Here is a 22,207-nt window from a genome sequence, read left to right as displayed (position 1 = left end):
TTATATAAGGGGAAAAGTTCCTATGACGAAATCGGAGGTACGTACTCTTACTATGGCGGACTTTGATTTAAGTTCAGGCATGGATTTTCTCGATATCGGATCGGGCACGGGCTCCATTGCCATCGCTGCCGCATCCCTCGGCTGCCATGTGACGGCATCGGAATGTAACGAGGAAGCGCTGGATTTAATCGCTATAAACGGAGAGCGCTTCGGAGTGGATCTTACTATTTTACCGGGGAAGGCACCGGATTCCCTTGGCGACAAAATCTATGACCGCATTTTCATCGGCGGAAGCAGGGGAAATTTGAGAGAGATATTGAATTACAGCCATGGTCACTTAAAAACAGGTGGAATTTTATGCGGAAATTTTGTGACCCTTCAAAATGTGGAAACCATGCGGCGCTTTTTAAAGGAAAAAGGATATGAGATGACGGTAAAACATATCGCCGTGTCGCGAGAAGATAAAATCGGAATTTTGCGCGCGGAAAACGGCGTCTTTTTATTGAAAGGAATTAAAAGATGATTGCATTTGTGGGAGCGGGCCCGGGGGATGTGGATCTCATTACCGTAAAAGGAAGAAAGTTAATCGAAGAAGCTGATGTCATCATTTATGCCGGAAGTCTTGTGGACTCCGCCCATTTAAATTTTGCAAAAGAAGGCGCTCGATTTTTCAACAGTGCCACTATGCATTTGGATGAGGTGCTCGACGTTATGCGCATCGCCGATTCACGTAAAGAAAAAGTAGTGCGTCTTCATACGGGAGATCCCAGCGTTTACGGCGCCATTCAGGAACAAATGGACGCTCTAGAGGAAATGGGTATTTCCTACAAGGTGGTGCCCGGCGTCAGTTCCTTTTCTGCGGCGGCTGCCTCTATCGAAAGGGAACTTACCCTGCCGGGCGTGAGCCAGACAGTCATTCTAACCCGTAAAGCAGGGCGAACCCTCGTTCCGGAAAAGGAATCTATTCCTTCTCTCGCAACCCACCGCGCCAGCATGTGCATTTTCCTTTCCGCAGGACAAATTCCTTCTCTCGTAGAGGATCTTTTAACATCTTATGAACCGACGACGCCTATTGCCGTAGTTTACAAGGCGAGCTGGGCGGATGAAAAAATTATACGCTCCACCTTGGAGCATGTCGTAGAAGATGTGAAAGCCGAGGGCATTACGAAGCATGCTCAAATTCTCGTAGGCGATTTTTTAAAGGGAGATTACGAAAAGAGCAAACTTTACGACAAACATTTTTCCACGGATTTTCGAAAGGGCGTACAGTGAAAGCGGCGGTATTAGTTTTTTCACCACAGGGAGCGGAGTTGGCCGCTCGCCATTTATCCGAATACGATCTATACGGGAAGAATTTCGGAAACAATGTGTCGAAGGAAGATTTCGAGGCAATTTTCAACACATACGATCGCATTATTTTTATCGGGGCGGTTGGCATCGCCGTGCGGTATTTGGCGTCCGTCCTTCGCGACAAGCGTAAGGATCCTGCGGTGGTCGTCATCGATCCTACCGGACAATACGTCATTTCGGTTTTAAGCGGCCACTTAGGTGGTGCCAATGATTTCGCTAGAGAGATTGCGGCAATAATCGGCGCCGTGCCCATTATTACGACGGCATCCGATCATTTGGGCTACACTTCCATCGATCTTTTTGCAAAAGAAAATAATTATGTCATCGCCGATATGAAGCGCATGAAAGAAATTGCGGCGGCCATGGTGTCGGGCAAGCCGGTCTATTTTTATTCCGAGAGGAACGTTCGGCCGGATTATCCCCATATAGTTCAAGCACATTCTATTGAAGAAGCTCTCGAACGCAAGGGTATCGTCGTATCTTACGATGCCCTTTGTATGGACGACGGCCTTCAGTTAATCCCGAAGGTACTTCATCTTGGAATCGGCTCAAAAAAGGGGACGAAGGTTGAAGATTTAACGGCTCTTGTCGAAAAGACTTTTGTGGAAAACGGATGGGATTTACGGGCAATATCGGTTGCCCATACCATCGATATTAAAGGCGACGAAGAATCCATTAAAACCTTTTGCAAAGCGGCGGCTATTCCATTAAATGTGTATGATGCAAAGACCCTTTCCAAAAAGGAATCTTTCTGCGGCGGTAGTGATTTTGTAAAACAAACTGTGGGCGTAAAAGCCGTGTCCTGCCCGGCGGCCCTTATGGGCGGCGAGCGATTACTCGTGGAAAAAGTATCGTCTTCAGGTTTAACTTTAAGCGTAACGGAGGAAATAAAGTGAGGAAACTATACATTATCGGCATCGGTCCTGGAGGAAAAGAGCATTTCACTACGCACATGGCGGACTGTCTCAAAGATTCCGAGGCCATCGTCGGCTACACGCCGTATTTGGACTATGTAAAGGATTTTACGGAGGGGAAAGAGTGTTATTCCACGGGCATGAAATCAGAGATTCAGCGCTGTCAAAAGGCCATCGATCTTGCAAAATCCGGGATCACCACTTCCATTATTTCCACTGGCGATGCCGGGCTTTACGGCATGGCGGGGCCAATATTACAGATGGCGTCGAAAGAAGATATAGTGATCGAAGTCGTTCCCGGCATTAGCTCCAATTTTGCGGCGGCTTCTCGCGTAGGGGCGCCTATTATGCACGATTCGGCGACCATTAGCCTTTCCGACTTAATGACGCCCTACGAGCTTATTATGGAGCGCGTACGTTTGGCGGCGCGCGGCGATTTCGTCATCAGTTTCTATAATCCCAGGTCCAAGGGAAGAGCGGATTATTTGGAAAAGGCCTTTGCCATTTTAAAAGAAGAAGGCTTTTCCGGCGATCGACCGGTTGCCGTGGTAAAAGACGCCTGTCGGGAAGGGGAAGAAATCACCCTCGCCACCATCGATACGATAGATTACGAGAAAATAGATATGAAGACCATGGTTATCGTCGGCAACAAGACGACCTATGTGGAAAACGGCTATATGATTACGCCGAGAGGCTACGAATTATGAAAATGTGGATCATCGGCGGCACCTCGGAAGGTGTGCGTCTCGCCAAGACGCTAGATCCTCGTACCTATATTGTCTCTGTCGTGACCGAGGAAAGTCTGGAATTTCTTCCTGAAGAAGCGGAAGTTCACATCGGCTCCATGGATAAAAACGGCATGGTGGACTTTATTAAAGATCACGATATTTGCGCCGTAATCGACATGAGCCATCCCTTTGCGAAGATCGTTTCGAAGGAAGGAAGGGGCGCTGCCGAAATATGTGCGATTCCTTATTATCGACATCTACGCCCTCTCGGCGAAGGCGGCGACATCCTATTTAAAGATTATGCTTCCTGTGCCGAGTATATTTCCAAACACAAAGGCACCTTTTATTTTACGACAGGTTCCAAACACAGTGATTTGTTTCAATCGGCGCGAGGAGAGAACCGCCATATTTATCGCATAATTCCGTCGGAAAAGAGCATCCATATATTAAGAGAGGCGGGCGTGGAGATGAAGGATATGGTGGCTATGCTCGGGCCCTTCGATTACGCTATGAATTACGCCCTTTTTAAACATGCCGAAGCCGATTACTTAGTGACGAAAAACAGCGGAGAAGGCTCCGGATTTTACGAAAAAATAAATGTGGCCAAAGATTTGAACATGACATCCCTCGTCATTTCCACGGAAGGGGAAGAAGGCTACGATTTCGACGAGCTGTCGGCTATTACGGAAAGGATTTCCAATGAAATACTCCTATCGCTTTTACACCAATAGGGACTGTAAATATTTCCCCTGCCACGAATATAAAGGGGATTTTAACTGCATGTTTTGCTATTGCCCTCTTTATTTATTAGACAGAGAATGCGGCGGCAATTTTCAGTATGTCGGCGGCGTAAAAGATTGCTCGAATTGTTTCATTCCTCACACGGTTAAGGGTTACGATTATATTAACGACAGACTGCGAGAGGAAATCGAAAAGAGGAAAAAAACGCATGCTGAATGAGTATCTCGAAGCCATTATTCCGGCCGACAAGAAAAGCATGGAAGAAGCCGAAAAATATTGGGATAAACGAACCCATCCCATCGGTTCTTTGGGAAAGTTGGAAGAGATGACCATTCGCCTTGCGGGAATACAAGGTCGAAAGATTCCCTCTCTTTCAAAAAAATCGATTATCGTAATGTGTAGCGATAACGGTGTGGTAGCGGAAGATATCAGTTCGTCTCCCCAAGAGTTTACGCAAATGCTCGCCAATGCCATGGCACGGGGAGAAACGGGGGTCGCCGCCCTTTCCCGCCACGTGGGCGCCGATTTATGTATTGTGGACATGGGAATGCTCAAGACTATGGAGAGGGAAGAAGGAATTATCGACGGCGTTATAAGTGAGGGGAGCGGAAATATTTCCGTAGAAAACGCCATGACACGGGAAGAAGCCATTCGGGCGATCGACATGGGCATCGCCATTGCCGAAAAGGAAATAAAAAATGGCTCCTCCATTTTAGGAACGGGTGAGCTGGGCATCGGCAACACCACCACGTCATCGGCACTTCTCGCCGCCATGACGTCGGCGCCGATTGAAGATTGCGTAGGATACGGCGCAGGCATTAGCGACGTACAACACGACAAAAAACTCCGCGTGGTCGAGAGGGCGTTGAAAAGACTTTCTCCTGAAAACGACACGATCGACATACTGGCTTCCATCGGCGGGTTTGACATTGCGGGCATCGTCGGCGTCTTTATTGCCGGCGCTTATTATCGTGTACCCGTCGTCGTCGACGGCCTTATTTCCGGTGTGGCGGCTCTCGTTGCCATTGAACTTAATGAGCATGTACGAGATTATCTTTTTGTTTCCCATAAAAGTGCTGAAAAGGCATCGAATGTATTGTTTCGCGCACTTAAAATGGAGCCGAGTTTAGATCTCGCCATGCGTCTCGGAGAGGGAAGCGGTTGTCCGCTCTTTTTTCAACTGTTAGAAACGGCCATTGCGTGTATGACCGGCATGGGTTCTATAGCAGACAATGCCATCGATCCGAATCGCTTAGTTAGTTTAAGGGGGAAAAAATGAAGCTCATAACGGGAGGCGCACGAAGCGGCAAAAGCACTTTCGCCGAATCCTTAATGAAAGATTTTGACGAAGTCTGTTACATTGCTACGGCACGAACATCCGATGATGACGAGATGAACGAGCGCATTGCCAAACATCGGGCGAGAAGACCCGATCATTGGCACACGCTGGAAGGGGATCGCAATCTCGCGACAAAACTTCCCATAGTCGACGCCGTTCTTCTCGATTGCGTCACCGTCCTTATCAGTAATTATCTTTATGACGCAGGGGAAAAACTTGGGGAAGAGTCCCTGCAAAAAGTGGAAGACGACGTTAAGGCGGAATTAAAGGAACTCTGCGATGTTTGCGAAAGAGAAAATAGGGAGCTCGTTCTCGTTACTAATGAAGTGGGGAGCGGCATCGTACCCATGCATCCCCTTTCTCGTGCCTTTCGTGATATTCAAGGGCGTGTCAATCAATTTTCAGCCTCGAGCGCCGAGGAAGTGTACCTCGTCGTGTCGGGAATTCCGGTGAAGATTAAATGAACAGCTTTTTTCTGGCCCTTCAATTTTTAACGCGATTTCCCATTCCCTATGAAACGAATTTTAACGAGTCGGAAGCGGGGAAAAGTTTATTTTGGTTTCCATTTATTTCGGCATTTATGGGTTTTCTCGTAGGCTGCGCTCAAAACATTACCTTCCCCATTGCGCCACAGGTTTCAGGTTTTGTCGCCCTTATGGTTCTGTATTTATTAAATGGCGGACTCCACCTCGATGGCCTCGCCGATACCGCCGACGGCTTTTTGTCCTATCGCGATCGTGATGAGACCCTCCGAATTATGCACGATTCCACCATCGGCACATACGGCGTCGTCGCCCTCGTCTTCCTATTACTCGGCGAGTACGCGGTCTTTTCCTCCGTTATGATAAGCCCCGTAAACTTAGCCATATTATTGGCGTCGTCGCGTATAGGCGTATTGTTTTCTATTTATTTCTTTCCCACAGCGACGTCCTCGACATTGGGGAATTTTTTTAAGCAAAAGAGTAAACCTCTATCCTATATTTTTCAATGGGTCATGTTGTCTGGCGCTATATTGATCATTCGTAAGCCGCAAATGATTTTATTTCCAATAGTTGCTCTTTTGTTCAGCTACTTTTTCAGCCGAGTGTCGATGAAAAAAATCGGCGGCGTCTCAGGGGATGTATACGGCGCCATTATGGAACTTTCCACCCTCTTGCTGCTGCTTATTTATGGGGGGTGGATGGCATGACCATTTATATGATGCGCCACGGGAAAACCGAAGCCAATGTGAAAAAATATTACGCAGGAAAAGACGAACCTATTCTGCCCATAGATCCGAAGCGAATTCACGACATTGCTAATACTGTGAGGGATCTTAATATCCGTTCGATAGTGGCGAGTCCTTACCTGCGAACGAGGGAAACGGCGAAATGTATCGGCAATGAATTACATCTTCCCGTTACCATCAATCGCGAAATTTACGAAATCAATTTAGGCGTCTTGGAAAACAAAACGTTTGAAGAAGCTTTCGCTATTTACGGCGATGCCTTACAGCCATGGATCGACGATCCTTTTACGAACGGTCCGCCGCAAGGGGAGAGCCTCGAAGAAGTTTACGATCGTGCGGCAAACTTTCTTTCAACGGCTCGAGACGATACTCTTTACGTAAGCCACGACGGTTTTATTCGTGCCGTACGCTGCGTATCGTCGGGGGATATCCGTCATTTTTTCGATTATAAAATTGAAAACCTTGAAATTGTAACGATTTAACGTGGCTTAAAATGGTTTCAATTTTGTTACAAATTCAAAGATATACTTTTTCCTAACCTTCCTTTCTGCTATAGTTTCTATGACTTAGAGAAAGGAAGTTTTAAATTGAAACATATAAAGAGAAAATTAATGGCAAGTATTTTAACGGTACTTATGTTGTTTACCTGCACAGGTGCTTTTGCTGCAGGTTACGAGAATCCGCAACTTGTTTCCGTGCAACTTAAGAAAAACGCAAACGGAGTTTACGATCGCTTTGAAATGGCATGGCAAAACCCCGGTTGGGTTCAAAAAAAATTAAGCGAGGGAAAAGTTGTAAGCTATGAAATCGACGGAAAAGTAAATTATAAACCCTGGTCCTCGACGAAGGGGCAAGTGCTTGCAGGTCATTTGAAGAAAAAAGAGATCAAGAACGTAAAGATCGACATTCCTTCAAATGCCTTGGCAGACTTTACATCGGTGGACATTAAGAGTAATCTTTACAGCTTCCGTGTACGCTATACCTGCGGTAAAGAAACCAGCGCTTACAGCGTGCCCGTTGCCGTAGGTTTTCGTCCAGGATTCTCCAACGCCAGCGAATGGTCCATGGAGGAACTCACCTCGGCGGGAAAAAATGGATTTATCCCCGCATCCGTTAAGGCCGATATGAAAAAAGACATTACCCGTCAGGAATTTACGGAAGTGATCGTCCGCGTTTACGAAAAAGTCAGTCGCGTTCATTTGGTGGCAGGGAAGAGTCCGTTTAAAGATACCAACAATGAAGCGGTAACTATTGCGAGCCGTTTGGGGATCGTAAGCGGCACGGGAAATGGAAAATTCAATCCCAATGCAAAGATCACTCGTCAAGATATGGCGGCGATCCTCAGTCGTTTCCTCAAAGTTCTCCATATAGAAGGAAACAGTACAGTACAAAAACCCTTTAAGGATCACAATCAAATCAAACGCTACGCCGTCGAGCCGGTATACAGCTTACAAAGTATGAACGTCTTTTCAGGCTATAATGACAATACCTTTAGACCTTTAACCAACGCCTCGAGAGAACAAGGCGTCGTGTTGGGAGAACGAATTTACCACTTTGTAAATTCTGAAAAATAAAACTAAATCTGAAGATAAAAAATGCCCTTCGACTTTTGCAGATCGAGGGGCATTTTGTATGTTTGTAAGATTATTCTACCGTTACGGACTTCGCCAAGTTTCTAGGCTTATCCACGTCGTTCCCTAAAAGCTTACTTACTTTGTAAGCGAGGATTTGTTGAGGAAGAACGGCGAGGATAGGGGCGTACAAGTCGTCGATTGGCGGAACGCGTATGGTGGCGTCGGCGACTTCGTCGAATTGGGAGCCTTCTTCGTCGGTAATGACGATGGTATACGCGCCGCGAGATTTAACTTCTTTAATATTGGAGATACTCTTTTCCGCAAGATCACTTTGGGTAATAATGGTCACTACGGGAACGCCCTCTTCAATAAGGGCGATGGAGCCGTGTTTTAATTCGCCGGCCGCCATGGATTGAGCATGAATATAAGAAATTTCCTTAAGCTTTAATGCACCTTCTTTGGCGCTTAAATAATCGATGCCCCGTCCTAAATAGAAGACCGCATGATGTTTCGATAGCCGCTCGGCAATAGGATCGAGAGTGTCGATGTCTTTCAAAATGGTTTCGATTTTTTCGGGAACGGATTCGAAAGTATCGATGGCTTTTTTGACATCGTCTTTAGAATATGTTCCCAATTTATAGCCGAAGTCTAATGCCAAGAGGTAAAGACTTAAAAGCTGAGTGGAATAGGCCTTGGTACTGGCGACGGAAATTTCCGGGCCCGCATCACAGTAGAGGACCTTGTCGCTTTCGCGATCTACGCTGGAGCCTACCACATTGGTAATGGCGAGGACTTTAGCGCCTCGTTGTTTCGCTTCCCGAAGGACGGCGAGGGTGTCGCCGGTTTCGCCCGATTGGCTCACGACGATGAGTAGACTCTTTTCATTTAAGAATTTCATATTGTAGCGGAACTCCGAAGCGATATCGGCGGTAATTTCTTTGCCGATAGCATCTTCTATGGCGCGCTTACCCACTTGAGAAGCGTGGAAGGCTGTGCCGCAAGCGGAAATATAAATGTGATCGAAACCTTCAAGTTCTTCTTTTGTAAAGGATTGATCCTTAAGATCGATAAAGCCGTCGGTTACTTTACGGCGCAAACAATCTTTAATCGCCTTCGGTTGCTCGTAAATTTCTTTGAGCATGTAGTGATCGAATCCTTCTTTTCCGGCACTTTCCATGCTCCATTCCACTTTTTTAACGGGGCGTTCTACAGGTTTTCCTCCGTTAAAAATATGGTAGCCTTCGCCGTCAATGGTGACCACATCGTCGTTTTCAAGATAAATCACATCGCGCGTATAGGCGAGAAGAGCGGGAACATCCGATGCGGCAAAAATGCCGTCGTCACAAAGTCCCAAAATTAACGGGGATTCGCGACGTGTGACGATAAGCTTTTCGGGATCATCACCGGATAGAACCGCCAAGCTGAAAGTACCGGTCAGTTCTTTTATGGATTCTTCGACAGCCGCTTTTAAATCGCCTTTAAACTTAGACGCAATTAAATTGGCGACCACTTCCGTATCGGTATCCGAATTGAAAGTGAAGCCTTTTTTAATCAAATCATCTTTTAAGGTTTGGAAATTTTCAATAATCCCGTTGTGTACGACGGCTATTTTTCCGTCGCTGCTTACATGAGGGTGGGCATTGGATTCCGTCGGGACGCCGTGGGTAGCCCAACGGGTGTGTCCGATACCCACATTGCCCTTTAACGGGTGTTTTTCAAGCTTTTCTTCGAGAGCGCCCAATCGGCCCGCAGCTTTTGTGACGCAAAGCTTTCCGTCGTCGATGACGGCAATACCTGCGCTGTCGTACCCGCGATACTCTAATTTTTCAAGGCCTTGAATAATACGTTCTTCCGCATTTTTCGAGCCGTTAAATGCTACAATTCCACACATAATATCCTCCTTATTTGAGGGGGAGCTGCCGTATTGATTTTGTGCAACGGTTGCCCGATGTTTTGTACAATACTAAGGTTGCAGACCTATGAAGCATCCGCCGATGATTTCGATCACTTCATTCCTCGTCCACCATATAGGTGCTGGCGCTTGATCGTCTTCTCCCCATCATTTTAGTTTAGTATCTTGTATTATATCATAGTCTGATAAAAGGTTAAATAAAGGGAATCTTGACGCTTTCCCTCGGTCTTGTTATCATAAATTGATATGATTTTCCGAAAAGATCACTTATTCAACATAGGAGGTTGACATGACAGAAGAAAATAAAGTACTTGCTTCGGTAGACGGAATGGACATTCACGAATCCGACGTCGATGCTTATTTAAAGAGCATGAATCCCCAAATGGCTATGCAATTCCAAGGGGAAGAAGGTAAAAAACACGTATTGGACGAATTGATTCGCCAAGAGCTTTTATTAAAAGATGCCCTCGACAATAAAATGGATGAAGAAGAAGAATTTAAGAAGGTGTTTGAAGATACGAAACGTTCCTTATTAAAATCCTACAACTTCTCCAAAGCCATTGAAGGCGTGGAAGTTTCCGACGACGAAACGAAAGCTTTTTATGACGAAAACAAACAGTTCTTTAAAAAGCCCGAATCCGTTCATGCCGCTCATATTTTAGTGGACAACGAAGACAAGGCAAAGGAAATCGCGCAAAAATTAGATGAAGGCGCTGATTTTGAAGAACTCGCCAAAGAACACTCCACCTGCCCCTCCAGCGAAAGAGGCGGCGACCTCGGCAGTTTCGGTCGCGGTCAAATGGTTCCCGAATTCGACGAAAAAGTTTTCGCCATGAAAGACGGCACCATTTCCGAACCGGTTAAAACGCAATTCGGTTACCACATTATTAAACGCATCGGCAGCGAGCCGGAAGTCGTTCGCGATTACGATGAAGTAAAGAGCGAAATCAATATGGAAATTACCCGTCGTAAACAACAAGAAAAATACTTGGAAAAAGTAAATGGCCTTGAAAAGAAATACAATGTCGTAAGAAAATAAAGAAAGTGGCTTCGGCCACTTTTTTTGTGTGCTCAAATGTGATCTTAGATTTTGCTGTGAGAGCGTTTTCGAAATAGTATGTTATAATATAGACTATCAGGAGGACATTTTAATGGAACAAGATTTATTCGCGTTTATCGATCGCGCCACGGAACTTTTAAAGATCAAAATGGATCACATCGTCGCCTTAAACCGCGAGCTGGAGAATTTCTTCGTCGTGGAATTCGGCGATATGGACAGCTTCCTGGCCGTAAACTCTCGGATCAAGTCTCCGAACTCCTTACGCGAAAAAATTATACGCAATAATTTTTACATGTACTACGATAGCCCCCTTAAAATGATGTTTGCCATTCAGGATATTGTCGGTCTTAGAATCGAGTGTCGATTTACAGACGACGAGGTGGGAATTTATCGGGCTATTTTAGAAAAGTTTAATATTCCGGCGGGGGACGGTTACTACCGCTCGCCGGGACATAAACACATATATTTGAACTTGGATACCTTCCAACCTATGTTGCAGAAAAACGGGTTCGGGATTTATAAAATCGACGGTTACATCGTAGATGAAGGTTTTAAATTAAAGTTTGAGCTCCAAATCAAGTCTCTGGTCAATGTATTCTGGGGCGAAATTGATCACAAAGTGCTCTATAAAAACTTTAACTACATGCTTACGGAAGATTTCTTTGAAGACATTATGCACTCTATTAAAGACAACCTCGCCATGATCGACCGCCAGCTGAAAATACTTTATGAACACGTGAATGATATGGATTCTTCAGCTGCCGTCACCAATCACAATCAGGTAAAGAGTTTGCTTTCAAAAATCATTCACGACATTTTCATTGGATGGGTGCGAAAGGATTTAGGCTTTGTCGTCGATTTAAACGACATTTCCGATATTGCCGTCGATTATCTCGTTTATAAAAACCACTATCTTTTGGATTATGACGACGGCGAAAACTTCATTCGTCTCCTTAATCGCGTAAACACTATTGAACAAGACAGTTTTAATGTAGAGGAGTTAGTAGTTCTCGACAGACGACCGATTTTTTCAACGGATTTTACTTCCCGAGTGGGAAGTGCCGTTTACGACGTGCTCAATAGGGATTTTAGCTGGAGCCTATTCTTTAAAATCGTTACGGCCATGGAGCAAAATGATCCGAGAAGTGATTTCGAAGAATTTTTCCGATATATGGAAAAAAGACTTATAAAAACAATTCAAACCGAAATTAAAAAAGATTCCTTTAGCGAGGAAGAATTTAGTGTCATCGAGAGCTTTGTTTTGGATTGTTTAGCAAGTAATTTTGAAAGCGACCCGTCGTTTGACAATCTAACCGAGGGGTGTTTCAAACAATCTCGCCACACCATGGCGCAATTTTTCAGAAACATCAATACCTTTAATGACTTTAAGGACAATCGAGAGCGCATTGAGCGCATGCTCAGACATTAGGAGGTATTATGGCAAACATTGTCTTGGCAGGAGGCTGCTTTTGGGGACTCGAAGAATATTTTCAACGAACCGAGGGTGTCCTGGAAACGCAGGTGGGTTACGCGAACTCCAATATCGATCACCCGAGCTATGAAGAGGTTTGTGCGGGAAAGAGTAAAGCCGCCGAGGCCGTTAAAATTGAATACGATGAAAGGATTTTGCCCACACAAAAGCTTTTGAATATTTTCTACTCCATTATCGATCCCTACAGCTATTTCAGGCAGGGAATGGACATCGGCAGACAGTATCGCACGGGAATTTATTACGAGCCTGGGGATGAACGAAAAGCTTTGTTCTTAAAAGATAAAGAAGACCGTCAAAAACAATCGACGCGAAAAATTTGGGTGGAGGTGGAGCCTTTGGATAATTTCTGGCCGGCGGAAGAATACCATCAACGTTATCTTCAAAAAAATCCGGGCGGCTATTGCCATATTCCTTTGCCCGATAAAGTTGAAAAGTAATGACGAGTTTCGTCTTTTCGTGTAAGATAAAGAAGAGGTGATATTGTGATAAAAGGATTAAAGGGAGATTCTCCCGTACTCAAGTTTTTTGCCGACATTACGGATATTCCACGATGCAGCAAAAATGAAGAACAAATCAGCAACTATTTGAAACAGTGGGCTCTTGATCGCAAGCTCGAAGTGATTCAAGATCACGTCAATAACATTATTATTAAAAAGCCTGCGTCGAAAGGTTATGAAGAAGAACCGATTACGATTTTGCAGGGCCACATGGATATGGTTTGCGGCGCGATAAAGGGCTATGAACACAATTTCTGCTCCGACCCCATTGAAGCGGTCGTCGAAGGGGATCGCATTATCGCCAAGAACACGACACTCGGCGCAGACGACGGCATCGCCATTGCGATGATGCTCGCGTTATTAGACGGCGATTATCCCCATCCGGCGCTCGAATGTTTAATCACTGTTGATGAAGAAACCAATATGACCGGCGCCCATGAATTGGAAGGCGAACACCTTCAAGGTCGCCGTTTAATCAATATCGACTCGGAAGAAGAAGGCATTATTACCGTCGGTTGTGCCGGCGGACTCATTAACAATGTCGTCTTCCAAAAAGAATTCAAAGAAACAGAAAAAGCTACATTCCTGAAAGTGGAACTCGGCGGTCTGCGCGGCGGACACTCCGGAAGCGACATTCAAGAAGCCAGGGGAAACGCAATTATACTTTTAGCCAGAATCTTAAAAATGGCCTATGAACATCACGACTTCGATATAGCCGACTTCCACGGAGGCTCCCGACCCAACGTCATACCTCAAGATGCCGAAGCTGTTATCGCTCTCGAAAGCGAGGAAATCGACGGCGTCGTAAAGGCTTTAAACGAAGCGGCGGACATTATTAAGAGCGAATACATTGCCACTGATCCGAACGCACATTTGACCATTACGGAAGCGCCTTCTCAAAAAGTGTTGACCCGAAAAGTTTCCGACGGTATTCTAAATTACCTCGTTACCACGCCGAACGGCGTCAATACCTTTAGCAAAAAAATCGAAGGCTTGGTAGAATCTTCCACCAATATCGGCGCTGCTATCAGCTCCGACGACACTTTCGCTTTCTCTTCTCAAATTCGAAGCGATGTGGAAACGAAGATTCTGGAAATTGCCATGAAGAATCGTACGGCGGCGGAAGTAAACGGCGGCGTATTTGAAAAGCTTTCGGCCTATAAACCCTGGGAATACGCCGAAGAATCTCCCTTAAGAGAGAAAGCCGTTAAAATCTGGAAAGACCTTACAGGCGATGAACCGACGGTGGAAATGATCCACGCCGGCTTGGAATGTGGTATTCTACAAGACAGTATCGCTAAGATGGATATGATTTCCATCGGCCCGGATATGGACGGCGTCCATGCACCCGGAGAAAACTTATCGATTCAATCGACGGAAAAGATATTTAACTATCTTTTGAAATTATTAGAACTGAAAGGATAATTATGAGCCACGAACACCATCACGATCACGACTGCAACTGTGGTCACGATCACCACAACGAAGAAGTAGAAGTCATTACCCTTACCTTAGATGATGACAGCGAATTGGAATGTGCCGTTATCGGCATTTTCCCCTTCGAAGAAAAAGATTATATTGCCCTTATGCCTCTTGACGGCGATGAAGTCGATGAAGATGCGTCGGTACTTCTTTACGAATACAATGAAGTCGGTGACGATGATTTGGAACTCGTTTTTATCGAAGATGAAGACTACTTCAATAAAGTAGCCGACGAATTCGAAGCCCTCTACGCAGACGAAGACGACGAGTAGGGAGTTCACTATTACGACGTTACCTTATCTAAGTTACGGAGCGTATTCGCAAAAAACCTACGGTATGAAAGTTTACAAAATCCCCATTCACTTAAAAGGTACCTGCCCTAATCGGGACGGTACCAAGGGAAGGGGAGGCTGTATATTTTGTGGCGAGGAAGGCGGAAGTTTCGACTGGGTTCAGGGAAGTATAAGAGAGCAATATCGCCAGAACAAAGAGCGTATCGCCAAGCGCTACAAAGCGAAGGGCTTTATCGCTTATTTTCAAAATTTCACGGGCACCTATCTTCCAATCGAAGACTTTCGAAAAAGTTTGGAGGAGATTGCCCTTGAACATCCTCTCGGCGTATCCATTTCGACGCGGCCCGATTGTTTGGGAGACGAATACCTTGATTGCGCGGAAACTTTATTCGGCGCAGACAATGTGACGTTTGAACTGGGTCTTCAATCGGCTAACGACGAGACTCTCGCCCTTTTAAATCGAGGCCACAGTGTAGAAGACTATCGTCGCGGCGCTTGTCACTTAAAGGAAAGAGGCTTTCGCTTATCGACCCATATGATTTTGGATCTGCCCTGGGACGATGACGAGGATATTGTAGAAGGCGCAAAGCTTTTAAACCGTGTTCGATCCGACGAGGTTAAAATTCATAACCTTTACGTTCCCAAGGGAACGAAACTTGCCGAATTATATCGTTCAGGTGAATTTCAACCGATACAAATGGAATCGTTCATGGAAAGGGTCATTATGTTTTTGGAGCATCTCGATCCCGAAATGGTGATCGGAAGAATGCTTGGAAGGGCTCCCGAAGAGAATGTTCTCTTCGCCAATTGGGGCCGTAGTTGGTTTTATATACGCGATGAAATCATTCGTCGCATGGAACGGGAAGGCAGGCGACAAGGTCGCTTGTTCCGGTAAAGAAAGGAAGATAATCATGATTCGTTACATCTTAGGAGCAAAAGGCGCAGGTAAAACAAAATGGCTTATCGATCATGCAAATGAAGATCACGAAGGCGGCAACGGAAACATTGCCTTTGTAGAAGTAGACGACGATCACATTTTCAGTCTCGATTACAATGTACGTCTTATTAATGCAACTAATTACGGTTTAACCACACTGGATCATTTCTACGGCTTTATTTGCGGTATGCTCGCCATGGACTATGATTTACAAAAAATTTACGTCGACGGCATTTACAAAGTCATCGATCTTACCATTGAAGACTTGGAAGACCTTACCAAACGCTTGGAAGCACTTAAAGTTGAAAACTGCAAAGTTTACATTAATGTGGACTATGTAGAAAGCGAAATGCCGGACAGCTTAAAAGAATTTTGTGAAGAAGTTTCTCTCGAAGCATAGGTTTTAGACAGGGGATCGTATGAAGTCAAACAAAAACATCGTCCGCGTGATTGCCATTATTTTATGTATTGCTATGCTTTTACCGGTACTGATCAATGCCTTTTTCTGATGACAGTATACTAATGGAGCCAATATGCGATAAGTGGTTTCAACATTTCATTGAACGACGCCTTGCGTTGATTCGCGCGTACGAGCGAGGTGATTTAAATAAAAAAGAGTTTTTAAAGTCCAATTTAAAAGACATCGATAATTGCAATGTACGTCCTTTTTTTATCGTAGACCGCTTGGAGAAGGGGATCTTCAACTATCAGTATTACAATGCCTTGGCGAAACACTATCGCATGGAGGCGCGAAAAGTGAAGCATTGCCGACGCTCTAAGAGGGACTACACCCACTATTTGTCTCTCGCGGAAAAATACTACGGTAAAAAAGACGAGACGATTCTGGATATCCTTAAATTCATGAATTACGATGCTCTTTACGGCTATTTCATTCATTGCCAAAATAAAAAATTGGAAGATCAACTCTTTGAAATCGTGTTTGTCGATTACCCCGAGTATATTTTGCACTCAAAATCGAAACGCATATACGAAATCCTCTGCGATCACAATGTGTTTCACAAGGAGAAGAAGCGTTCAATAATCGATAGTTACATTAACGACAGTTACTAAATGGAAGAGAGGGGTACTTTGGATTACAAAAATTTACAGGTGAGCGATCCTGCAATTTATGAACTTATTCAAAAAGAGACGGAGCGTCAGCAATCCCATATCGAACTGATTGCATCGGAAAATTTTGTTTCGAAATCCGTCATGGAAGCGATGGGATCTCCGCTCACTAATAAATATGCCGAGGGACTCCCCGGGAAGCGCTATTACGGCGGATGTGAAGTGGTGGATCAAGTGGAGCAATTGGCAATTGATCGCTTGAAGGCTCTTTACGGAGCGGATCACGCCAATGTTCAACCCCATAGCGGCGCCAATGCCAATATGGCGGTATACCTCGGTTTACTAAAACCGGGTGATCGTATTCTCGGTATGAACTTAAGTCAAGGCGGCCACTTATCTCACGGAAGCCCGGTCAATATTTCGGGCAAATATTTTGACGTCGTGGACTACGGCGTGGATAAAGATACGCAGCGCATCGATTACGATGCCTTTGAACACGCCGTTAAAGAATACAAACCGAAGCTCGTCATCGGCGGAGCATCGGCTTATCCTCGAAAAATCGACTTTAAGCGCATGGCGGATATCGTAAAAGCGAGCGGCGCCTATTTTATGGTGGACATGGCGCATATTGCCGGCTTAGTCGCCACAGGTTATCACGAAAACCCTGTGGACTACGCCGATGTGGTAACGACCACGACTCATAAAACACTTCGCGGCCCACGGGGCGGGGCGATTTTATGCAGAGAAGAACTCGCCAAGACTATCGACAAGGCCGTGTTCCCCGGACTACAAGGCGGCCCCTTGGAACACGTCATCGCAGCTAAGGCGGTATCCTTTCATGAAGCAGCTCAACCGGAATTTAAAACCTATTGCGGTCAAATTATTGCCAACGCAAAGGCTATGGAAAAAGTCTTTTTGGAAGAAGGCATCGATCTGGTTTCCGGCGGCACCGACAATCACTTGCTCCTCATCGACGTACGTTCGTTGAACATGACGGGTAAAGAGGCCGAAGCCCTTTTAAACGAAAGCGGTCTCGCCGTCAACAAAAATACCATTCCTTTCGATCCCGAAAGCCCGATGGTAACCAGCGGTATTCGCATCGGTACACCTGCCATGACGACGATCGGCGCTAAGGAAGAAGATGCAGCCTTTGTCGCAAAGATTATGGCCGATGTTATGAAAAAATCCATCGACTCCACGGAAGCGAAAGCTCGCGTCAAAACTTTCTGCGACAAGTTTCCCCTATACAAATAATGAAAGGACTCTTAGGAGTCCTTTTTCATTTGCGCCGGTCTTTCAACCTGCGTTGAAAGCTTAATTTAGCGATGTTATAATAAACAGTAATGGATAAAACTTTAATCGTACGGCTACGATAAAATAAATTGCGGAGGTGAGCGGCAATGGAAAGACCGATCGTTTGTATTTTAGGCCGCCCAAATGTAGGGAAGAGCACACTTTTTAATGTGCTGACACAATCAAAAATTTCAATAACCGAAGATACGCCCGGCGTAACTCGGGATCGTATATATGCCAAGGCAACGTGGCTAAATCACGAATTTACATTAATCGACACAGGTGGGCTGGATCCTTCTTCTGACGAAGTATTTATGCCTGAAATTATCGCCCAAGCGGAAGTGGCTGTAGAAAACGCGGAGGTCATTCTCTTTCTCGTCGACGGAAAAGACGGGTTAACGGAAGTGGACAGAGAAGTGGCGGACTACATTCGTCGCTTCGGCAAAAAAGTGCTCCTCGTCATTAATAAAATGGATTCCAAACTGGCTCGAGATCATTTGTACGATTTCTACGAGTTAGGTCTCGGCGAACCTTTTATTATCAGCGCCGAACAATCTCGCGGCATCGGCGATCTACTCGATGCCACTGTGGCATCTTTCCCTGAAGTCGACGATGACGACCATCGTGACGAAATTAAAGTGGCCTTTATCGGCAAACCTAATGCCGGGAAATCCTCTTTGGTAAATCGTATTTTAGGCGAAGAACGCTCCATCGTTACGAATATTCCGGGCACGACGCGGGATTCGATTCACTCTTTCTTCGAATACGAAGAAACGGATTACGTCTTAATCGATACGGCCGGCCTTAGAAAGCGCAAGAAGATCAATGAAAAAGTAGAGCGCTATTCCGTCGTACGCACGTTACGCAGCATCGAACTTGCCGATGTCTGCGTGCTTCTCGTAGATGCGACAGAGGGTATAAGTGAGCAGGATTCCAAAATCGCAGGCTACGCCCACGACAACAAGAAGGCCATGATTATTGCCGTCAATAAGTGGGATGCCGTGGAAAAAGATACCTACACCATGAAACATTTCGAAGCGGAGGTTCGACGAGAGCTTCCTTTCCTGAATTATGCCCCCATGATTTTCATTTCGGCATTAAAAGGTACGCGGGTTAAGAAACTTCTGGATCTTATTCACGTGGTCAATAATAATTATTCGCTTCGCATACAAACAGGTGTGCTGAACGACATTATGAACCGCGCGGTCTTAATGAATCAGCCGCCCAGCGATAAGGGCAAGCGGGGCAAATTGTATTACGCCACACAGGTTTCAGCCCGTCCGCCGAAATTTGTGCTTTCGGTGAATGATAAGGAATTATTCCACTTCACCTATCTACGCTTTCTGGAAAATCAAATTCGTGCGGCCTATCGTTTCGACGGCGTGCCCATTATTATGGAACTTAAAAACCGATGAAGACGGCACTACTTTTCTTTTTATGTTATTTGATCGGCACCATTTCCGGCGCCTACATTGTGGGCATGCTCTTTCGTCATAAAGACATTCGTAAGGAAGGGAGCGGCAACGCCGGAACGACAAATGCTATACGGGTCATGGGCAAGAAATTAGGCTATACGACATTTGCCATCGACGTATTAAAGGGCGTTGCGGTCATGCTATGGGTAGCGCCTATGCTCGACGAATCCATTCGTCTCTTCGCAACACTTTTTGTCGTACTGGGTCATGATTACCCCTTTTATTTAGGCTTTCGCGGCGGAAAAGGCATCGCCACAACCTTCGGCGCATGGGGTACCATTGCGCCGCTATATGTAGCCATTGCCGCTGTAGGCGGTATTTTGACCGGGAAAATTAGCCGCTATGTAAGTTTAGGTTCTTTGGCATTTCTTTCCGTCGTGTCGATTTTAATGATTTTTTCTTGGAGAGGTAGCACATGGAATGTGCTTGCTATCGTACTCGTTTGGATTCTCGGCTTCCTTCGCCATCGCAGCAACATACAACGCATAAGAGAAGGAACAGAGAATAAAGTGGGAGGTTGATTGTTTGAACATCGGAGTTATCGGATCGGGTAGCTGGGGGAGCGCCATAGGAAATTTATTGGCGACCATCGGCCACGACGTTCATATGTATACCAGAAGCGACGAGCAATATCGTCGCATGAAAGAGTATGGCGACAACCCTCATTATTTAAAAGATTTTCACTTTGCCCCTTCCGTTCAATTTCACTGTAATTTCGACGAAGCTGTTCGAGATACGGACGTAATTGTCCTTGCCGTACCTACAGCCGCTATTCGGGAGACGATGGAAAAGATCAGAGACAACGGATCCCGCGCTATTATCGTCAATTTAGCAAAGGGATTGGAGCAAGGGAGCCATTTACGGGTATCGGAAATAGCGAAAGCTATTCTTCCCGAAAATCCTTTTGTCGTCTTATCCGGGCCCTCCCATGCGGAAGAGGTGGCCAAGCTTTTGCCCACTACCGTTCTCGTGTGTTCGGAAAATAAGGACATCGCCCTTAAAGTTCAAGATCTCTTTACATACGATGCCTTTCGCGTCTATGTGCAAGACGACATGATCGGCGTCGAAATAGGCGGTGCGCTAAAAAATATTATTGCATTAGGTGCCGGCTTATCGGACGGATTAGGTTACGGCGACAACGCCAAGGCGGCCCTTATGACGCGAGGTATTACGGAAATTCAGCGCCTTGGCATCGCCTTAGGCGCCAAGCCCGTAACCTTCCAAGGGCTTTCTGGGATTGGCGATTTAATTGTAACCTGTACCAGCGTTCACAGCCGCAATTGGCAATTCGGGAATCGTATCGGCAAGGGCATGGATGTAGAGGAAGCCATCGAGGATATCGGTCAGGTTGTAGAAGGTTATAAGACCACAAAAGCTGCCTACGAATTGGCGAAGGATATGGGAATCGAAATGCCCATTACGGAAAAGCTGTACAAGGTTCTCTACGGCGGACTTGAACCGCGCCGTGCCGTTTTGGATCTTATGCAACGACCCAATAAACACGAAAACGAGAAGATCTTTTTATTATGAAGCGACCGGGAAATTACAAAACAAAACTGCGACGCAAACGTCGATCGAAAATGCGTCGACGGCGACTTTTATTCTTCCTCTTAGCATTGATGATCGTCGCCGCCATTTCCTTTCTTATCTACACTAAATTTGTGGTGGCACCTAAAACGGCTATGCCGCAGGTCGTGGAATATCGTGATGTGGTAAAAGGCAAAGGATACTTGATTTTTGATGAGAAAGTCGTTTTTACAAAAGCCAACGGCATCGCCATTTACAATGTGCAAGAGGGAAAAAAAGTAGCTAAAAACGTCGCCGTGGCGGATATTAACGTCATGAACGACAACTCCAAGGTGAAGGATCAATTAATCCGCATTCAGGCAGCTATCGATTTTAAAAACGACAGTTCAAATGAGGAGGAAAAAGAAGACAAACAGCGTGAGGATGAGACGGTCATTCGTAACATTCAACGCTTTATTCGCGACGAAGATTATGAAAAACTTGTCTCCTCCATTAACACCTTGGATTTAAGTACGAAACATACGGTAAATGTTTCGGAATTGAACGAGCTTTTAAAGCTTTCCATTTCAGATCTTGAAGAAGAAAAAGAAAAGCTTACGGAAAAGATCGCCTCTACGAGCAACGATTATAAATCACCCATATCCGGCATCGTCAGCTATACGTTCGATGATTTCAAAAAAGACCTATCCCTTGAACTCCCCGATGAAACCTTTACGGCGGATTACTTGAAAAAGGTCAACGTAACCGAAATTACGAGGGGAAAGAGCAAGGTCAAGGAGAAGAGAGCCTTCTTCCGCTGTATCGGCGATACTTTTTATAAAATTGCACTTCCCATCGACGATGTGCGACTCTTGAGCCCTTATGTCGGAAAATTTGTACCCGTACGTATCGGAAAAGTTATGACTCAAGCATACGTTAAGGACATTAATGAAGATGACAGTGGCACCGTCGCCATTTTGGAATTAAAAGACCACCTGCAACAAGTTTACGTACCTCGAAATCAAAAGGTAGTGGTCATTAAGGACACCCTTCCGGCAGTAAAAGTGCCGAAAGAGGCCGTCGTAAAAGGTAAAAAAGGTCAGATGGGCGTTTACGTTAACGCCGTACGCCACTTCGTAAAATTTATTCCCGTCGACGTATTAGCGGTGCGAGGGAATTATGCCATATTAAGTCTGGGCGACAGCAAACAAACCGTAGCCGTTTCAGGCGGCAAGCGCGGCAAAACCATTCGCCCGAATGATGAGATTATTACCGAGCCTAAAAAAGTAAATCGGGATAAGATAGTGTATCAATAAGG

25 protein-coding genes are annotated in these 22,207 nt (G+C 45.5%); 24 read left to right on the top strand and 1 reads right to left on the bottom strand.

Annotated elements, in window-relative coordinates; all coding sequences use genetic code 11:
- Positions 1-22: 22 nt before the first annotated feature.
- The 11 genes from cbiT (at position 23) to HMPREF1863_RS07840 (ending at position 7,874) form a co-directional block, all read left to right on the top strand.
- Positions 23-523: a precorrin-6Y C5,15-methyltransferase (decarboxylating) subunit CbiT gene (gene cbiT, locus HMPREF1863_RS07890; protein ID WP_198142734.1), complete on the top strand. Its 501-nt coding sequence runs from the start codon at positions 23-25 to the stop codon at positions 521-523.
- On the top strand, positions 520-1,272 hold the full coding sequence (cobM, locus tag HMPREF1863_RS07885) for a precorrin-4 C(11)-methyltransferase (protein ID WP_068369685.1): 753 nt from the start codon (positions 520-522) through the stop codon (positions 1,270-1,272). The genes cbiT and cobM overlap by 4 nt, the downstream gene beginning before the upstream one ends.
- Positions 1,269-2,246: a cobalt-precorrin 5A hydrolase gene (locus HMPREF1863_RS07880; RefSeq protein WP_083508578.1), complete on the top strand. Its 978-nt coding sequence runs from the start codon at positions 1,269-1,271 to the stop codon at positions 2,244-2,246. The genes cobM and HMPREF1863_RS07880 overlap by 4 nt, the downstream gene beginning before the upstream one ends.
- The gene (cobJ, locus tag HMPREF1863_RS07875; RefSeq protein ID WP_068369679.1) at positions 2,243-2,971 is read left to right on the top strand and encodes a precorrin-3B C(17)-methyltransferase; all 729 of its coding nucleotides are present in this window, start codon (positions 2,243-2,245) and stop codon (positions 2,969-2,971) included. Before HMPREF1863_RS07880 ends, cobJ begins: the two co-directional genes overlap by 4 nt.
- Entirely contained in the window at positions 2,968-3,723 is a 756-nt protein-coding gene (gene cobK / locus HMPREF1863_RS07870; protein ID WP_068369675.1) for a precorrin-6A reductase, read from the top strand. The genes cobJ and cobK overlap by 4 nt, the downstream gene beginning before the upstream one ends.
- Positions 3,692-3,952: a cysteine-rich small domain-containing protein gene (locus tag HMPREF1863_RS07865; RefSeq protein ID WP_068369672.1), complete on the top strand. Its 261-nt coding sequence runs from the start codon at positions 3,692-3,694 to the stop codon at positions 3,950-3,952. The genes cobK and HMPREF1863_RS07865 overlap by 32 nt, the downstream gene beginning before the upstream one ends.
- On the top strand, positions 3,942-5,012 hold the full coding sequence (cobT, locus tag HMPREF1863_RS07860; RefSeq protein WP_068369670.1) for a nicotinate-nucleotide--dimethylbenzimidazole phosphoribosyltransferase: 1,071 nt from the start codon (positions 3,942-3,944) through the stop codon (positions 5,010-5,012). The genes HMPREF1863_RS07865 and cobT overlap by 11 nt, the downstream gene beginning before the upstream one ends.
- Complete coding sequence (gene cobU / locus HMPREF1863_RS07855) at positions 5,009-5,536, top strand: bifunctional adenosylcobinamide kinase/adenosylcobinamide-phosphate guanylyltransferase (RefSeq protein WP_068369669.1); 528 nt, start codon at positions 5,009-5,011, stop codon at positions 5,534-5,536. Before cobT ends, cobU begins: the two co-directional genes overlap by 4 nt.
- A complete protein-coding gene (cobS, locus tag HMPREF1863_RS07850) occupies positions 5,533-6,261 on the top strand; it encodes an adenosylcobinamide-GDP ribazoletransferase (RefSeq protein ID WP_068369667.1) in 729 nt (242 codons plus the stop codon). Before cobU ends, cobS begins: the two co-directional genes overlap by 4 nt.
- On the top strand, positions 6,258-6,782 hold the full coding sequence (locus HMPREF1863_RS07845; protein WP_068369665.1) for a histidine phosphatase family protein: 525 nt from the start codon (positions 6,258-6,260) through the stop codon (positions 6,780-6,782). Before cobS ends, HMPREF1863_RS07845 begins: the two co-directional genes overlap by 4 nt.
- A 129-nt stretch (positions 6,783-6,911) precedes the next feature.
- Complete coding sequence (locus HMPREF1863_RS07840) at positions 6,912-7,874, top strand: S-layer homology domain-containing protein (RefSeq protein ID WP_068369663.1); 963 nt, start codon at positions 6,912-6,914, stop codon at positions 7,872-7,874.
- A 70-nt stretch (positions 7,875-7,944) separates the two neighbouring features.
- Here the strand turns inward: HMPREF1863_RS07840 and glmS are convergent, their stop codons facing one another.
- Positions 7,945-9,765, bottom strand: coding sequence for a glutamine--fructose-6-phosphate transaminase (isomerizing) (gene glmS, locus HMPREF1863_RS07835; RefSeq protein WP_068369661.1), 1,821 nt, complete (start codon positions 9,763-9,765; stop codon positions 7,945-7,947).
- 310 nt (positions 9,766-10,075) lie between these two features.
- Between glmS and HMPREF1863_RS07830 the strand changes: the two genes are divergently transcribed.
- From HMPREF1863_RS07830 to HMPREF1863_RS07770, 13 genes are all read left to right on the top strand, one after another.
- Positions 10,076-10,825 carry a peptidylprolyl isomerase gene (locus tag HMPREF1863_RS07830; RefSeq protein ID WP_068369658.1) on the top strand — a complete coding sequence of 250 codons (750 nt, stop codon included), beginning with the start codon at positions 10,076-10,078 and terminating at the stop codon, positions 10,823-10,825.
- Positions 10,826-10,937: 112 nt separating this feature from the next.
- Positions 10,938-12,275, top strand: a complete 1,338-nt coding sequence (locus HMPREF1863_RS07825) for a GTP pyrophosphokinase (protein ID WP_068369655.1) — start codon at positions 10,938-10,940, stop codon at positions 12,273-12,275.
- 8 nt (positions 12,276-12,283) lie between these two features.
- Positions 12,284-12,775 carry a peptide-methionine (S)-S-oxide reductase MsrA gene (gene msrA / locus HMPREF1863_RS07820; protein WP_068369650.1) on the top strand — a complete coding sequence of 164 codons (492 nt, stop codon included), beginning with the start codon at positions 12,284-12,286 and terminating at the stop codon, positions 12,773-12,775.
- A gap of 45 nt (positions 12,776-12,820) precedes the next feature.
- Complete coding sequence (locus tag HMPREF1863_RS07815; protein WP_068369646.1) at positions 12,821-14,260, top strand: aminoacyl-histidine dipeptidase; 1,440 nt, start codon at positions 12,821-12,823, stop codon at positions 14,258-14,260.
- 2 nt (positions 14,261-14,262) lie between these two features.
- Entirely contained in the window at positions 14,263-14,589 is a 327-nt protein-coding gene (locus HMPREF1863_RS07810; protein WP_068369643.1) for a DUF1292 domain-containing protein, read from the top strand.
- Positions 14,590-14,599: 10 nt separating this feature from the next.
- On the top strand, positions 14,600-15,505 hold the full coding sequence (locus HMPREF1863_RS07805; protein WP_269746521.1) for a tRNA modification radical SAM protein MnmL/YtqA: 906 nt from the start codon (positions 14,600-14,602) through the stop codon (positions 15,503-15,505).
- Between the two features lie 16 nt (positions 15,506-15,521).
- Positions 15,522-15,947 carry a hypothetical protein gene (locus tag HMPREF1863_RS07800; RefSeq protein ID WP_068369637.1) on the top strand — a complete coding sequence of 142 codons (426 nt, stop codon included), beginning with the start codon at positions 15,522-15,524 and terminating at the stop codon, positions 15,945-15,947.
- Positions 15,948-16,069: 122 nt separating this feature from the next.
- Entirely contained in the window at positions 16,070-16,618 is a 549-nt protein-coding gene (locus tag HMPREF1863_RS07795) for a DUF6648 family protein (protein WP_157065105.1), read from the top strand.
- Positions 16,619-16,636: 18 nt separating this feature from the next.
- The gene (gene glyA, locus HMPREF1863_RS07790; protein ID WP_232300141.1) at positions 16,637-17,869 is read left to right on the top strand and encodes a serine hydroxymethyltransferase; all 1,233 of its coding nucleotides are present in this window, start codon (positions 16,637-16,639) and stop codon (positions 17,867-17,869) included.
- A 146-nt stretch (positions 17,870-18,015) separates the two neighbouring features.
- A complete protein-coding gene (gene der, locus HMPREF1863_RS07785; RefSeq protein ID WP_068369629.1) occupies positions 18,016-19,323 on the top strand; it encodes a ribosome biogenesis GTPase Der in 1,308 nt (435 codons plus the stop codon).
- Positions 19,320-19,904: a glycerol-3-phosphate 1-O-acyltransferase PlsY gene (gene plsY / locus HMPREF1863_RS07780; RefSeq protein ID WP_068369627.1), complete on the top strand. Its 585-nt coding sequence runs from the start codon at positions 19,320-19,322 to the stop codon at positions 19,902-19,904. The genes der and plsY overlap by 4 nt, the downstream gene beginning before the upstream one ends.
- Positions 19,905-19,908: 4 nt before the next feature.
- Positions 19,909-20,913 carry an NAD(P)H-dependent glycerol-3-phosphate dehydrogenase gene (locus tag HMPREF1863_RS07775; RefSeq protein WP_068369625.1) on the top strand — a complete coding sequence of 335 codons (1,005 nt, stop codon included), beginning with the start codon at positions 19,909-19,911 and terminating at the stop codon, positions 20,911-20,913.
- Complete coding sequence (locus HMPREF1863_RS07770; RefSeq protein ID WP_068369623.1) at positions 20,910-22,205, top strand: biotin/lipoyl attachment domain-containing protein; 1,296 nt, start codon at positions 20,910-20,912, stop codon at positions 22,203-22,205. Before HMPREF1863_RS07775 ends, HMPREF1863_RS07770 begins: the two co-directional genes overlap by 4 nt.
- The last annotated feature ends 2 nt before the right edge of the window (positions 22,206-22,207 follow it).

Source organism: Aedoeadaptatus coxii, from assembly GCF_001553115.1.
Lineage (GTDB): Bacteria > Bacillota > Clostridia > Tissierellales > Peptoniphilaceae > Aedoeadaptatus > Aedoeadaptatus coxii.
This window is presented reverse-complemented; position numbering and strand designations above follow the sequence as displayed.